General features: G+C 63.5%; 13 protein-coding genes and 1 pseudogene. 9 read left to right on the forward strand and 5 right to left on the reverse strand.

Annotation, left to right across the window (positions count from 1 at the left end; genetic code table 11):
• The first annotated feature begins 218 nt into the window (after nucleotides 1-218).
• Entirely contained in the window at nucleotides 219-929 is a 711-nt protein-coding gene (locus LB554_RS17595; RefSeq protein ID WP_224585877.1) for a DNA helicase, read from the forward strand.
• Between the two features lie 52 nt (nucleotides 930-981).
• Nucleotides 982-1539 carry a GNAT family N-acetyltransferase gene (locus LB554_RS17600; protein ID WP_224585879.1) on the forward strand — a complete coding sequence of 186 codons (558 nt, stop codon included), beginning with the start codon at nucleotides 982-984 and terminating at the stop codon, nucleotides 1537-1539.
• Between the two features lie 51 nt (nucleotides 1540-1590).
• Here LB554_RS17600 and LB554_RS17605 read toward each other — a convergent pair whose 3' ends face one another.
• From LB554_RS17605 to LB554_RS17620, 4 genes are all read right to left on the reverse strand, one after another.
• A complete protein-coding gene (locus tag LB554_RS17605) occupies nucleotides 1591-2628 on the reverse strand; it encodes a P1 family peptidase (protein ID WP_224585881.1) in 1038 nt (345 codons plus the stop codon).
• Nucleotide 2629: 1 nt separating this feature from the next.
• Complete coding sequence (locus tag LB554_RS17610; RefSeq protein WP_224585882.1) at nucleotides 2630-3814, reverse strand: MFS transporter; 1185 nt, start codon at nucleotides 3812-3814, stop codon at nucleotides 2630-2632.
• 113 nt (nucleotides 3815-3927) lie between these two features.
• Nucleotides 3928-4137, reverse strand: coding sequence for a DUF2061 domain-containing protein (locus LB554_RS17615; RefSeq protein WP_015316213.1), 210 nt, complete (start codon nucleotides 4135-4137; stop codon nucleotides 3928-3930).
• A 130-nt stretch (nucleotides 4138-4267) separates the two neighbouring features.
• On the reverse strand, nucleotides 4268-5932 hold the full coding sequence (locus LB554_RS17620) for a Na/Pi cotransporter family protein (protein WP_224585884.1): 1665 nt from the start codon (nucleotides 5930-5932) through the stop codon (nucleotides 4268-4270).
• 379 nt (nucleotides 5933-6311) lie between these two features.
• Between LB554_RS17620 and LB554_RS17625 the strand changes: the two genes are divergently transcribed.
• The 3 genes from LB554_RS17625 to rpoD all read left to right on the forward strand — a co-directional run bounded on the left by LB554_RS17625 (nucleotide 6312) and on the right by rpoD (nucleotide 11208).
• On the forward strand, nucleotides 6312-6680 hold the full coding sequence (locus tag LB554_RS17625; protein WP_224585886.1) for an RcnB family protein: 369 nt from the start codon (nucleotides 6312-6314) through the stop codon (nucleotides 6678-6680).
• A gap of 142 nt (nucleotides 6681-6822) precedes the next feature.
• Nucleotides 6823-8757, forward strand: a complete 1935-nt coding sequence (gene dnaG, locus LB554_RS17630) for a DNA primase (RefSeq protein WP_140617794.1) — start codon at nucleotides 6823-6825, stop codon at nucleotides 8755-8757.
• A 426-nt stretch (nucleotides 8758-9183) separates the two neighbouring features.
• A complete protein-coding gene (gene rpoD, locus LB554_RS17635; protein ID WP_140713786.1) occupies nucleotides 9184-11208 on the forward strand; it encodes an RNA polymerase sigma factor RpoD in 2025 nt (674 codons plus the stop codon).
• Nucleotides 11209-11267: 59 nt separating this feature from the next.
• Here rpoD and LB554_RS29625 read toward each other — a convergent pair.
• Nucleotides 11268-12318 (reverse strand): annotated as a pseudogene (locus LB554_RS29625) (TauD/TfdA family dioxygenase).
• A gap of 348 nt (nucleotides 12319-12666) precedes the next feature.
• On the opposite strand from LB554_RS29625, the gene LB554_RS17650 reads away from it, so the two are divergent.
• Genes LB554_RS17650 through LB554_RS17665 form a run of 4 tightly spaced genes read left to right on the forward strand, consistent with a single transcriptional unit; the run spans nucleotide 12667 to nucleotide 14684 of the window.
• Nucleotides 12667-12960, forward strand: coding sequence for a GYD domain-containing protein (locus LB554_RS17650; RefSeq protein WP_015316219.1), 294 nt, complete (start codon nucleotides 12667-12669; stop codon nucleotides 12958-12960).
• Nucleotides 12957-13238 (forward strand): DUF333 domain-containing protein, encoded by a 282-nt coding sequence (locus LB554_RS17655; protein WP_224585891.1) that lies wholly within the window; start codon nucleotides 12957-12959, stop codon nucleotides 13236-13238. The genes LB554_RS17650 and LB554_RS17655 overlap by 4 nt, the downstream gene beginning before the upstream one ends.
• Nucleotides 13239-13241: 3 nt before the next feature.
• Nucleotides 13242-14300 carry a DMT family transporter gene (locus LB554_RS17660; RefSeq protein ID WP_224585893.1) on the forward strand — a complete coding sequence of 353 codons (1059 nt, stop codon included), beginning with the start codon at nucleotides 13242-13244 and terminating at the stop codon, nucleotides 14298-14300.
• A gap of 3 nt (nucleotides 14301-14303) precedes the next feature.
• On the forward strand, nucleotides 14304-14684 hold the full coding sequence (locus LB554_RS17665) for a thiol-disulfide oxidoreductase DCC family protein (RefSeq protein ID WP_224585895.1): 381 nt from the start codon (nucleotides 14304-14306) through the stop codon (nucleotides 14682-14684).
• Nucleotides 14685-14922: the final 238 nt, after the last annotated feature.

A 14922-nucleotide genomic window follows, 5' to 3' on the forward strand; every position in this document is an offset into this window, starting at 1 on the left:
GGACATGCTGGGTCAAAGCTTGCGGCGGGAGCCTCCATATCTACGAACGCCCGATTTTCGAGCCGGCTCGGTTGGGCTATGATCTGATTCTGGCGCGGCCCACGCCTCCTCCCTCCGCCGGGAAAGCATCGTTCATGCGGGGCCATCCAATCGCCGACTGTTCGAGCACCAGGCATAAGGAGGGGTTGCAAAAACTGCTCGCACCAAGAGGTTTTGCGATGAGGCTGTTTTGGCCTGTCTATCATCTGAAGCGTCAAGCCAGGCTGTTGTCCCGCGAGGTGAAAATACCGCTCCACCAGGCGCTCGACCGTATTGCGGCACAAGAAGGTTTTGCGAGCTGGAGCCTGCTTGCGGCGAAGGCCGCGAAACCTGGGCCCGCAGGCAGATTGTTTGCACAACTGGCGCCCGGCGACCTCTTGCTGGTCGGCGCGCGGCCGGGCCACGGCAAGACGCTGATGAGCCTGGAACTGGCGGTCGAAGCCATGAGGCGCGGCCGGCGCAGCGTGTTCTTCACGCTGGAATATACGGAGCCGGACATTCTCGACCGCTTCCGCGCGATCGGGGTCGAGCCACGGCAATTCGAGGGTCGGTTCGAATTCGACAGTTCCGATGCCATCTCGGCCGACTACATGGTGGCGCGGCTGGCCTCGGCCGGGGCCGGCACGCTGGTGGTGATCGACTACCTGCAATTGCTCGACCAGAAGCGGGAAAATCCGGATCTGATGATCCAGATACGCAGGCTGCGATCATTCGCGCGCGACAAGGGGCTTATCCTGGTCTTCATCGCGCAGGTCGACCGTTCGTACGAATTGTCGAAAAAACCGGTCCCCGATATCGGCGATATCAGGCTGCCCAATCCGCTCGACCTGTCGCTGTTCAGCAAGACCTGCTTCCTGAACAAGGGGGAGATCCGCTTCCAGGCGGCTTGAGCCCCCTGCTGTCCAAGGCTATGCCTGCCGCGTTTTTCAGGAGGCATCGATCATGGTCGAGATCGTCAAACCAGCGCTTGAACATCTGCCGAGCTACAAGGCGGCGCTCGAACGCGGCTGGTCGCCGGACAATGTGCGGCTCCTGGACGCGACGCGCGAGCAGCTTGCGGCAATAGAGGAAGACCCGGTGGCGTTCCTGGCCAGCCTCGACGATCCCGAGGCAAAGGGGCCGCCCATCGCCTTGCCCGACGGGACACAGGTGCCACGCCTGCCGGGCTTCCGCCGCTGGATCTGGGACGGCGAGGCGGCGGGCTCGATCGGCTTTCGCTGGCAGAAGGGCACGCCGGAACTGCCTTCGCACGTGCTTGGTCATATCGGCTACGCCGTCGTGCCCTGGAAGCGGCAGCGCGGCTACGCCACCGAAGCGCTGCGGCTGATGCTGGACGAGGCGAGGGCGGTAGGCCTTCCCCATGTCGAGATCACCGCCAAGCCGGGCAATCCGGCCTCGCACAAGGTGATCCTGGCCAATGGCGGCAAACTCGTCGAGCGCTTCGTCGAAGACGCCGCCTATGGCGGGGTGGAGAGCCTGCGGTTCCGGATCGATTTGTAAGAGGCCGTTTGGAATTCCACGCCGGCGGCCATCTGATGGCGTTTTCTGCGCCTATCGCTTTTCGGACTGGTCGCGCAGCCAGTCGGCGAGCGATGCGCGGTGCGTGCCGGCCCTGCCGGTGAATGCCTCGGCGGACAGCATGGAGTTCAGCACCGCCTCCTGCGTCGCTTCCGCCGCCGCCCGGAACAGGATGTCGATGCGTGCTTCGTTGAGCGCGAGCAGCGGCACCAGATCGCGGTTTTCATCGTGGTCGACCGGGTTGCCGGTGCTGAAGGCAATGGCGATGTCGCCGCTGCCATTGCCCCAGAAGGAGCCGAGCCTGGCGATGCCGGCGCCCGCGCGGCGCGCCAGGCGTTCGAGCTGGCGGTGTTCGAGCGGCACATCGGTCGCCAGAACGACGATGATCGAGCCGCGTTCGGCCTCGGCCTGCCGCCTGGGGTCGGGCCGGCGCCCATCGGGCAGGACGAGGTCGCCGGCCCTGCCGAAATTCGACAGGACGAGAACGCCAAGATGATGTCCGCCGGCAAGCGCGATTTTCCTGGAGGCCGAGCCGACGCCGCCCTTGAAGCCGAAGCAGCTCATTCCTGCTCCGGCGCCGACATTGCCCTGTTCGAACGCGCCTTCTCGGGCATCCGCCAGCGCGGCAAGGGCATGCTGCTCTGATATCGCCATGGCCTGGATGTCGTTCAACGGACCGTCATTGCATTCACCGACCACCGGATTGACCGTTCCGGTGGTGCGGCCGATATCGGGGTTCTGGCGGATGGCGTCACGGATCAGCGCCGTGGCGCAGGTGCCGACCGAGAGCGTGTTGGTCAAGAGAATAGGCGTCTCGATGGTGCCGAGTTCCTTGACCTGCATCAGCCCGACGGTCTTGCCGAAGCCGTTGATGACATGGCTTGCCGCCGTCACCTTGCGGCGGAAGAGGTTTCCGCCATGCGGCAGGATCGCGGTCACGCCGGTGTTGATGTCGCCGTCGTGCAGCGTGCGGTGACCGACGCGCACGCCAGGCACATCGGTGATCGCGTTGTGCATGCCCGCCTGCAAGGTGCCGCAGGTCAGGCCGAAATCGGCGACAGTCCTTGCCATGTTATTCGGCCGCCGCCGGTACCGGCGGGCTGATGTCGCTGCGCCGTTCCCAGAGATGGGAGATGACAGCCACAATGACGGCGACCAGCATCGCAAAGGCGCCAACAAGCGACAGGCTGCGATAGCCGAAGCCGGCATTGAGCATGGCGGCGCCCAGCGATGCGGCCAGCGCGATGCCGATATTGAAGCCGGACGGGATGAGCGAGGCGGCGAGGTTGGAGGCGTCGGCCGTCCAGGCCAGGATGCGGGTCTGGATAGGCGTGCCGATGGCGAAGTTGAGGCCGCCCCAGACGATGATCGCGACGACCATCGGTACGGGATAGGGGCTGACGGCATAGATGATGGCCAGCGTCAGCGCCTGCAGGGCAAGCATGGTGATCAGCGACGGCATCAGTTTCCAGTCGGACAGTTTGCCGCCCAGGAAGACGCCAAGCGTGGCGCCGACGCCGTTGAGCAGCAGCACCCAGGGCACCAGGTTTTCATCGAGCCCGGTGACCTCCAGCAGCGTCGGGGTGATGTAGGTGAACAGGCAGAACTGGCCGAGCATCAGCATCAGCATCAGGATCAGCGAAGTCCAGACCTGCTGGCGCGCCAGGACGCGGACCTCGCTGGCAAGGCTCGCCGACCTGGCCTGATATCCGGTGGTACGCGGCAGCAAGGCGGCCATGGCGAGCGTTGCCGCCACGCCCAGCGCGCACATCACCCAGAAGGTCGCGCGCCATCCCCAGATGTTGCCGATGGCGGTGCCGGCCGGCACGCCGATGACGTTGGAGACGGTGAGACCCGACAGGATGACGGCGACCGCCATGCCGCGCTGATCCTCGCGCACAAGGCCGACGGCGACCACCATGGCGACGCCGAAATAGGCGCCATGCGCGACAGCCACGGCAATGCGCAGCAACAGCATCGAGGTGAAGTCGGGTGCCAGCGCGCAGGCCGCCTGACCGAGGGTGAAGACGACGGCGAGGCCAAGCAGCAAGGTCTTGCGCGATAGGCTCTTGGTGGCAAGCGCCAGCAGCGGCCCGCCGATGGCGATGCCGCAGGCATAGCCGGAGACGAGGTAGCCGGCGGAAGGAACCGAAACGCCTAGCCCCTGCGCCACCTGCGGCAGCACGCCGGCGATGACGAATTCGGTGGTGCCGAAAGCGAAGGCGGCGATGAACAGGGCGATGAGCGGCAGCGACATGAAAAGGAACCCCCGAATGCAGGGCTCAAACCATGGATGGCCGTAGCAGGCAATCCAGAAATTTTTGTCGCCGGTTTAGGTTTTCTTGACGGGACCCATCGATCGCAAGCCCATCAGGTGACGGACTTGCGTCCGTAAGGAATCTTCAGCCATGCCCGCTCATGAAAATAATAGAGCAGCGACTTGGTGAAGACCTCCGTCACCCCGATGGCGGCCGCAAGCTTGATGCTTCCGGTCACCACCAGCGAGATGATCATCGTATCGATGGTGCCGGTCACGCGCCAGGAAAGCGCCTTGGCGAAACTGCGCGAATGGGTATCCATCGATTTCCTCCCGGTGGAAACGGATGCTTAGCCGACGGATGGCTGGATAAGCAAAGGCTAAATTTGGCGCTCTTTCCCGAATGATGGAAGCGTGTTCCAAATCGGTGCGATTGCAGGAAGCTTCCGCCGGTCAGCTCGCCTTCAGCCGCGATCCCGTGAGCAGGCCGCGCTCTTCCAGAACCGGGTAGGCCATCGAGGCCAGCAGCGAGTTGATCTGCTTCAGGTCGCGGATGGTGTCGAGGTGGATCGAGCTGGTTTCGACGCTTTTGGCGGTGCCTTCGCGCAGGCGCATAAAATGGCTGGCGCTGGTTTCCTTCTCGCGGTCGCGCAGCCGGTCCTTTTCCAGCACGAGCTGGCGCGCGGTTTCGGGATCGCGCGAGACAAGGACGTTGAAGGCGAGCCGGGCATTGGCCAACACCGAGCCATGGAAGGCGCACAATTCGCTCCAGCCTTCGTCGGTGAATTCCAGCCCGCGGTCGAATTTCTTCTTCACATGCACCAGCATGTTGCGCACGATGATGTCGCCGACCTGCTCGAGCTTGACGCAGGCGCCGATCAGCTCCTGGCAGCGCAGCGCCTCGTCTTCGGTCATCGGATTCCTGGTGACCTTGGCGAGGTAGAGCTTTATGGCCGCGTGCCTGCGGTCGACACGGTCGTCGAGGGCCGCCAGCGCCTTGATCTTGTCCGAGTCTGCGTCCTCGTAGAGTTCGATGATGCGCTTGAGCATGATCTCGACCGTCTCGCAGACACGCACCACCTCGCGTGTGGCGTTGGCCAGGGCCTGGCTCGGCACATCGATCGCGCTTTCGTTGAGCGCCGACAGTTCGACGACGTCGAGCGCAGCGGCCGGCGCCGGTTTGGCGCCGAGCGCCACGATCCTTTCGGAGGCTCGGTAGACCAGACCGGCCAGCGGCAGGCCGGCGAGCAGGATGACCACGTTGAACAGGATATGGGCGTTGACGATCTGATCGGCCGCCGTCGGGCCGAGGAAGGCAACATGCGGCCGGAAGATCATGAACAGGATCAGCATGACCAGCGAACCCAGCCCGCGCATCAAGAGGTTGCCGACCGGCACGACACGCACTTCGGGACTGGCCGAGCGTGTCAGCATCGGCGCGATCAGCGACGAACCGAGATTGACGCCGAGGATGAGGACAAGGCCGAGTTCAGGGCTGATCAAGCCACGGCCGGCCAGCGTCGCCATCAACAGCACCGCCGCGATGCTCGACTGGAACAGCCAGGTGATCATTGCCGCCAGCAGGTACGCGGTGATGGAATCGGTGGAGAAGTAATTGAGGATGACCGGCAGCAGCTGGCTGTTGCGCAGCGGCTCGGACGCCTGGCCGATCATTTCGAGGGACAGGATCAGGAGACCGATGCCGACCAGGATGCGGCCGGTCTGGCGCCAGTCGCGCCGCTCCGTGGCCATGAACATCACCGTGCCGGCAATCAGGCAGAGCGGCACCAACAGCGTGAGGTCGAAGGTCAGAAGCTTGACCACCAGAGCCGAGCCGATCTCGGCGCCACGCACGGCCAACTGACCGGCGGCGCCCGAGACGATGCCTGCACCGGCGAAGGAGCCGACCAGCAAGGTGACGGCGGTGGAGCTTTGCAGCGCGATCGCAAGGCCGGTGCCGGCCAGCACCGCCATGATCGGATTGCGCATGGTGGCGCGCAGGCGATGACGCAGCACGTCGCCATAGGCCCGCTCGACGCCGGTCTTGACCATGCGGGTGGCAAACAGCATCAGCGCCACCGCACCGGCCAGATGCAGGAGGACGACCGAGCCGCTCATCGCGGCGCCTGCATGGCGGTATGGCGCGCGCGGCGGGCAGCATGGCGACCGGTGGTTAAAGCGAGGGTACGAATCATGGTCATGGCAGCCTTGGAATATAGTCGGAATATTTTAGCCGGATAATAAAAATTTGTCGATTTCAAGGGCTCGCCGCGAGGCGACGGCCGGTGTCGGAAAATGGACGGGTCCGCAAATGGTTGCACGGGCTTGAGCCGTGGGTCGGCCGGACCTGCGAGGGTGTTGGCGCCGCTGCTTGCGCTTATGTTCAAATATTCGGACTAAACAGCGAGATTCATTACACAATTGTAATGCTGGCGTTCAGTTTCGGTTCATCCCCTGGCCGCTATTCCTCTGGCATCGACAACCAAGGAGACTTCCCATGAAACGCATTGTTCTTTCCGCTCTGGCTTTCTCGATGCTGGCGGCCACCTCACTCACCGGCCAGGCAGCGCCGATGAATGCTCCGGTCGCGCCGCAGTCGAACTACACCAAGGTCGACTGGCAGAGGCCCGGCGACCACCGGGATATGAAAAAGCGTGTCTTCAAGAAGAAGGTCGTGGTGAAGCGGAACAACTGGCGCAATGGCCATAAATATTCCGGCTGGAGACAGCACCGGCCGATCCGCGACTATGGCCGCTATGGCCTGCACCGTCCCGGCCGCGGCCAGGAATGGATCCGCGTCGGCAACGACTATGTGCTAGTCGGCATCCTCTCCGGCGTCATCTTCGGCGCGCTTGCCGCGCAGTAAGTTCCGACTGGTGCCGGACTGAAAAAGAAGGCGGTCCGCAATGGCCGCCTTTCTATCTGGCCTGTGGAAACCGGGCATCGTCCGCATTAGGGGTCGTCTGAAATCGCGGGCATGATTATATGGTGGGGAAACGAGTTCCCTAATGCGCTTTCCACCCGCCTTTCTCGACGAGATCCGCGACCGCGTGCCGATTTCATCGGTTATCGGCCTGCGCGTCGCGTGGGATCGCAAGAAGACCAATGCCTCGCGTGGCGATTATTGGGCGTGCTGCCCGTTTCATGGCGAAAAGAGCCCGTCTTTCCACTGCGAGGACAGGAAGGGGCGCTACCACTGTTTCGGCTGCTCGGTCTCGGGCGACCATTTCAAGTTCCTCACCGAACTCGAGGGACTGAGCTTTCCCGAGGCGGTCGAGAAGATCGCCGACATGGCCGGCGTGCCGATGCCGGTTCGCGATGCGCAGGAAGAGCGGCGCGAGAAGGAACGCGCCAGCCTGACCGACGTCATGGAAATGGCGACCGTCTTCTTCCAGGAACGCCTGCAAGGGCCTGAAGGCGCCAAAGCCCGCGCCTATCTGCGCGACCGTGGGCTGACGCCGGCGACGCAGCAGTCGTTCCGGCTCGGCTTCGCGCCCGACAGCCGCAATGCGCTGAAGGAACATCTGGCGGCCAAGGGCGTGCCGAAGGCCGATATCGAGGCCTGCGGGCTGGTGCGCCATGGCGACGATATCCCGGTCTCCTATGACTGGTTCCGCGACCGCATCATGTTTCCGATCCCGGATTCGCGCGGCAAGATCATCGCCTTCGGTGGCCGCGCGCTGGCGCCCGATGCGCTCGCCAAATACATGAACTCGCCCGACACCGAGCTCTTCCACAAGGGCAATGTGCTCTACAATTTCGCCCGCGCCCGCAAGGCATTGGCGAAAGGCGGTACGGTCATCGCCGTCGAGGGCTACATGGACGTGATCGCGCTGGCGCAGGCCGGCTTCGAGAATGTCGTGGCGCCGCTCGGTACCGCGCTTACCGAAAACCAGCTCGAATTGTTGTGGCGCATGGCGCCGGAGCCGATGCTGTGCTTCGACGGCGACAAGGCCGGGCTGAAGGCGGCGTGGCGGGCCGCCGACATGGCGCTTCCGTCGGTACAGGCCGGACGCTCGGCGCGCTTCGCGCTGCTGCCGGAAGGCAAGGATCCCGACGACCTGGTCAAGGCCGAGGGGCCGGATGCCTTCCGCGCCGTGCTGGCCGATGCGCGGCCGCTGGTCGACCTCCTGTGGATGCGGGAGACTGCGGGCGGTGTCTTCGACACGCCGGAGCGGCGGGCGGAATTGGGACAGACGCTGCGGGAACTCAGCAGCCGCATCCGCGACGAAAGCACGCGCTACCACTACCAGCAGGAAATGCGCGAGCGGGTGCTGAGCTTCTTCGGCTCGCAGCGCAATGCGCGCCAAGGCCGCCAGGACTGGAAACCGGGGCAGGGCAAGGCAACCGCACCCGGTGGCCAATTCGCCAAGCCTGGTGGCGGCCGCATGGCGATCACCGAAAGCCTCGGCCAGTCGGCGCTGGTCAAGCGCGGCAGCGAAGGGATGTCGGTGCGCGAGGCGACGATCATCGTCGCCTTGATCAACCATCCGGCGCTGATCGACGAGAACTTCGCTCATGTCGAGTTCCTCGATCTCGCCAATTCCGATCTGACCCGGCTGCATGCCGCCATCCTCGATGCGATGGCGCATGACATGGCCAACGACCGCCACGCCGTGGTGGCGACGATCGAGCGGGCCGGCTGCGCCGAGATCTGGGAGCGCGCCGTCGGCCTGATCAAGCGGGCGCGGCAATGGCCGGCGCTGGAGACGGCGGCGCTCGAGGACGCCCGCGACGCCCTGAACCAGGCGTTGCACTTGCAGCGCAGCGCGCGCACCTTACATAAGGAACTGAAACAGGCGGAAGCGGCGCTCGAGGCGGATCCTTCGGACGAAAATTTCCGCCATCTGATCGAAATTCAGGCGCAGTTTCAGGATGTACAAGCGACGGAAGCGCTGATCGAAGGATTTGGCGTTTCGTCGGGCAGGGCTGGGCGAGCCTAAGTGCAGCTGAGTGCAGGAATGAAGGCGCGGCCGCGCTTCCCTTGGGGGCGCGGTGCGCTAAGTCGGGTAATTGATTCGCTTTTTTCATGCGAATCATGCCAGAGGCGCTTGACCTTCGGACAGAATGACGGAATCAGGACGATTCGAAACGTTAACCCGCACCCGCGTCGACGGGAAACAAGCAATGCAAGGTACTTGGTCACTGGACAGGCGGCCCGCCTGCCACAGATATCAGGGTTAATCTGGACTTAATGTATGCCGCCCAAGAGTGAAACCCGGTTTTGGGGCAACGGCATGCACCAAACAAAAGAGTGGATGCAGTTTGTGGGCCGGGTAAGGCGCGTTTAGAAAAACGGGCGTATCCGATTTGACTGGTCCGACAGCTTACGCGGCCCGATGGCCGGCCGCTAGGAGAAGATAAAGACTATGGCGACAAAGGAAAAGGAAGAGGTCGAGACCGAACGCGAAGGCGCCACCGATGGGCCTCTGCTCGACCTTTCCGATGATGCTGTCAAGAAGATGATCAAGGCCGCCAAGAAGCGCGGCTATGTCACCATGGACGAGCTGAATTCGGTGCTGCCTTCCGAGGAAGTGACCTCCGAGCAGATCGAGGACACGATGGCGATGCTGTCCGACATGGGCATCAACGTCGTCGAGGATGACGAACAGGGCGAAGAGGCCGAGGCCGGCGACACCGCCGCCGATGCCGAGGAAGACGCCAACGAGCTGGCCGAGCAGACCGGCACCGCGGTCGCCGCCACCACCACCAAGAAAGAGCCGACCGACCGCACCGACGATCCGGTGCGCATGTATTTGCGCGAGATGGGCTCGGTCGAGCTTCTGTCGCGCGAAGGCGAAATCGCCATCGCCAAGCGCATCGAGGCCGGGCGCGAGACGATGATCGCGGGCCTGTGCGAAAGCCCGCTGACCTTCCAGGCCATCATCATCTGGCGCGACGAGCTCAACGAATCCAAGATCCTGCTGCGCGAGATCATCGACCTCGAAGCCACCTATGCCGGCCCCGAAGCCAAGCAGGCGCCGGTGGTCGAACGCGTCGAGGAAGCACCCAAGGTCGAGGAAAAGTCGCGTCGCGGACGCGATGACGAAGACGACATCACCAATGTCGGCGCCGACACGCGCGGCATCGGCGATGATGACGAGGAAGACGAGGACGAGGCGAGCCTGTCGCTGGCGGCGATGGAAGCGGAACTCCGCCCTCAGGTGATGGAGACGCTCGACGTCATCGCCGACACTTACAAGAAGCTCAGGAAGCTGCAGGACCAGCAGGTCGAGAACCGTCTGGCCGCCGCCGGCACGCTGTCGCCCAGCCAGGACCGCCGGCTGAAGGAGCTGAAGGACCAGCTGATCAAGGCGGTGAAGTCGCTGTCGCTCAACACGGCGCGTATCGAGGCGCTGGTCGAGCAGCTCTACGACATCAACAAGCGGCTGGTGCAGAACGAGGGCAAGCTGTTGCGCCTGGCCGAAAGCTATGGCGTGCGCCGCGAGGAATTCCTGAAGGAATATCAGGGCTCGGAACTCGACCCCAACTGGACGCGCTCGATCGCCAACCTGACCTCGCGCGGCTGGAAGGAATTCACCAAGAACGAGAAGGACGCGATCAAGGATTTGCGCGCCGAGATCCAGAATCTGGCCACGGAAACGGCCATTTCGATCCTGGAATTCCGAAAGATCGTCAACCAGGTGCAGAAGGGCGAGCGCGAAGCCGCGATCGCCAAGAAGGAAATGGTCGAGGCCAATCTGCGCCTCGTCATCTCCATCGCCAAGAAATACACCAATCGTGGCCTGCAGTTCCTCGACCTGATCCAGGAAGGCAATATCGGCCTGATGAAGGCCGTCGACAAATTCGAGTACCGCCGCGGCTACAAGTTCTCGACCTACGCGACATGGTGGATCAGGCAGGCGATCACGCGTTCGATCGCCGACCAGGCGCGCACCATCCGCATTCCGGTGCACATGATCGAGACGATCAACAAGATCGTGCGCACCTCGCGCCAGATGTTGCACGAGATCGGCCGCGAGCCGACGCCGGAGGAACTGGCCGAGAAGCTCGCCATGCCGCTCGAAAAAGTGCGCAAGGTCTTGAAGATCGCCAAGGAGCCGATCTCGCTCGAAACGCCTGTGGGCGACGAGGAGGATTCGCATCTGGGCGATTTCATCGAGGACAAGATGGCGATCCTGCCGATCGACGCGGCGATCCAGGCCAATCTGCGCGAGACCACCACGCGCGTTCTGGCTTCGCTCACCCCGCGCGAGGAGCGCGTGTTGCGCATGCGCTTCGGCATCGGCATGAACACCGACCACACGCTGGAAGAGGTCGGCCAGCAGTTCTCGGTCACCCGCGAGCGTATCCGCCAGATCGAAGCCAAGGCGCTGCGCAAGCTCAAGCACCCGAGCCGCTCGCGCAAGCTGCGCAGCTTCCTCGATAGCTGAGTTCATTTTTGTCGCGAACAGTTAAGGGCGCCGATCGGCGCCCTTTTTCGTTTCGGGCGTCAAAGCAACGGCACGTTCAGCCGCGCGCCCTTGACGGTGATGCCGCCCCGGTTGCCGATCTCTATCGAGCCATAGCGCTGCCGGAAGCAGTCCGGCAGCGGACGGTCGCCGGGGACCGACAGCCACAGGCGCAGCATATGGCGCCGCTTGTCGGGATCCGGCCAATCGCGAAAGCCCATGCGGTCGTGAAGCAGCGAATGATTGTAGACGAACTGCATGTCGCCAGGCCGGAGCCGCATCGACAGGTTCAGCCTGACATCATTGGCAAGGCTGTCGAAAAGATCCAGCGCCTCGACATGGGCTGGAGTGAGGCGCATGGCATCGGGGAAGCGCTGCGCGCTGTCGATGTATTGACGCTGATAGATGCCGGTCAGCAGTCCGGCATGCCAGTTGAGCACCGGGATTTCGAAGTAGGGCTTTTCGCCTTCCGGGATCTCGCCGCGCCGGTCGGTGGCAATCGGATCGAACAGCAGGCGGACCAGATCGGGCCGTCTCTTGCGCATAGATCGTCACCGTGCTCACCAGCAGGGACTCGCCGCCCTGCATGGCATCGCGCAGGCAGAGCAGGCCGACGACATCGGCGGAATCGGTGTGAAATGTCTGGCGTTCCGACGTCTGGTAGATGCGTGTCCTGGGGTCCCTGGCGTCGGCGCCGATGTCGCGGACATGGCCGAGTATATGGCCCTGGGCATTCTGGGACCGAGCGCTTCCCAGATGGGCGCCAACCCCGCGGAAGATCGTTGCCGCCATCTCGGTGGAATATCTCTCGACCGGGAGACCGCGCAGCACCTCGAAGCCAATTCCGGCAATCAGTTTTTCGCGAAGCGCGGCAAGGTGGCCGGCAAGCCGGGGCAAGGGGAAATCAGCCTTGGTCAGACTGCTGATATCGTGCGAGCCGGCGAGAAAGCCGGTGGCGGCAGCTTCCAACTCCGCGACGTCCTCTGGCTCCAGGTCGACCAGCCATTTTTCAGGATGCTTCGCCATGTCCTCGCCGATCCAGGCGGCGGGAATTTCGATCTGTTCCGGCGGCAGCTCTGATGTCTCGCGCATGAAGCTCTCCTGCGGCTGGGTTGGCCCGGATGGGGTATTGCCGGCCTGGGGGCCACGACGGAGATTGCCGCAATCCGGCGGGTTTTTAAACCGGCTTTACCTGAACGCCGCCGGCTGATTTGCGGTTGATGCCTGCCAGCGCCTTTGTTGTGTCGGCTGGCGGGAGGTCGCGCTCACTCGGCATTGGGTTCCCGCGCGGTAGCGCTTGCAGGATGTCGGCAGTGGGAGGATACTCCGGCGTCGGATGCATTTTCGGGCGACAACCCCGGAAGCCAGCCCCGGCCGAGGCCGTGTCGACAAGCCCATGGCCTGAGTGCCGTGCTCCGTGGCCCCGGAGAGAGGCCTACCATGACGACCTACATCATGCTGATGAACTGGACCGAGCACGGCGCTAAGAACGTGCGCGACTCGCCCAAGCGCCTCGACGCCGCCAGGAAGCAACTGGGCGAGATGGGAGGATCGTTCAAGTCGTTCTACCTGACCATGGGCGAATTCGACATGGTGGCGGTGGTCGAGGCGCCCGACGATGCGGTGCTGGCGCGTTTCGCGCTGATGCTGGCCGCGGGCGGCAATATCAGGTCGCAGACGATGAAGGCTTTCCCGGAGCTCGCTTACCGCGAGATCATCTCGTCGCTTGGATGACGGTATCCGCCTTGCGCAAACAGGTCGGCACGGTCAATCCCGCATCGGTCCATTGCGCGGCGATTGACGGACGCCTGACAATCAAGAAGGACAAGGCCGGCAACGGGTTTTGCCACCTGCCCAACGGGCGCCTCTGTGAAGAGTGGGCGCTGTTTCGCGACAACAGACGCGTCGGGCCGTCATGCATCGGAACTGAGGCGCGGACTTCCCTTGGGCGATCTCGCAAACCGTGCCTGGCGGTGTGGTCGATGACATGGCGCGCCACCATGATAGGGTGAGCCATGACCCATTCCCATTCGCATCTTTGGCCCGGCGTACCGCTTGCCCTCGGCTCTGCCGTCTTGTTCGGCGCGACGCCGCCCCTGTCCAAGCTGCTGCTCGACAGCGTCAATCCGTTCATGCTTGCGGGCCTGCTATATCTCGGCGCGGGCCTTGGCCTTGCCCTCTATCGCCTGTTGCGCGGCAGGCAAGCCAATGCCGGCGAGGCGCGACTGGCCGCCGGGGATATTCCATGGCTGGCACTGGCCATCGGCATGGGCGGCATTGTTGGACCGGTCCTGCTGATGTTCGGCCTCATCCTCAACACGGCATCCAGTTCTGCATTGCTGCTCAACCTCGAAGGGCTGGCAACGATGGCGATCGCCTGGCTCGTCTATCGCGAAAATGTCGACCGGCACCTGCTTTTCGGTGCCTTCGCCATTCTCACTGGCGCTGTTTTGCTTTCGTGGCAAGGTAATGGCGTCACTTTCAACCTTGGCGCGTTGCTGGTCGCGGGGGCGTGCCTGGCATGGGGACTCGACAACAATTTCACGCGCCGGATATCGGCCACAGACCCGGTGGTGATCGCCATGCTGAAGGGGCTCGTGGCCGGTACCGTCAATGTCGGCCTGGCATTGATCGGCGGCGCCTCGCTTCTCGCCGCGCCGATTGTCGCCTCGGCGGCGGCTGTCGGTTTCTTCGGCATCGGCGTCAGCCTGGTGATGTTCATCCTGGCGCTGCGCCATCTCGGAACGGCGCGCACCGGAGCCTATTATTCGCTGGCGCCGTTCATCGGTGCCTTGCTGGCCATCGTCATGCTCGGCGATGCCGTGACGCTGAAGCTGGCGATTGCAGGGTTGCTGATGGGCGTCGGGCTCTGGTTGCATCTGTCGGAACGCCACGATCACGAGCATGAGCACGAGGCGCTGGAGCATGAGCACAGCCATGTGCATGACGAGCACCACCAGCATCATCATGACGGGCCGGTGACGGAGCCGCATTCGCACTTGCACCGGCATGCGCCGCTGCGCCACAAGCATCCGCATTATCCCGATCTGCACCACCGGCACGATCACGGCTGACACATGTCCAGGCCCGTGCTGACCGTCTGGTACAACACGCGCTGTCCCGTCTGCGATACCGGCATCGGCCGGCAGAAGCGGCGGCTGGTCGAGGCGGTCAAGGCCGGTCGGATCGAATTCCGCGACATCAACCTGGAGCCGGATGCGCTGTCGTCGCATGGCGTCTCGCTGGAGGACATCCGCCGCCGGCTGCATGCGACCGACGCCCAGGGCAGGCTGCTGGTCGGTGCAGACGTGGCGATCGCGGTCTGGCTGACAACGCCTGGCGAGGGATGGCTGGCGCGCCTGTTCGGCTATCGGCTCATGCTGCCGCCGACCCGCATTGCCTACGATCGCTTCGCCGATCTGCTCTACGGCTGGAATCGGCGCAAGGGCCGCTGGTAGCCCACTCACACACCATCCATTCCTGCCGCTGACGCGTGGACGCCACCGTTGGCTAAGATACATCGTAAGATATATCTTGACTCATCGATAGGGTGTGCCTAATTAAGATATATCGTGAGATAGAACTCAAGGAGCAATCAATGCACAAGCACAATTTTGGGCACAATCATTCCGACCGTCATCATTTCGGCGAGCGCATGTTCATGCATATGGCCGGCAAATTCGGTGGCAGGGGGGG

The sequence above is a fragment of the Mesorhizobium sp. CO1-1-11 genome (genome assembly GCF_020164995.1).
Lineage (GTDB): Bacteria > Pseudomonadota > Alphaproteobacteria > Rhizobiales > Rhizobiaceae > Mesorhizobium > Mesorhizobium australicum.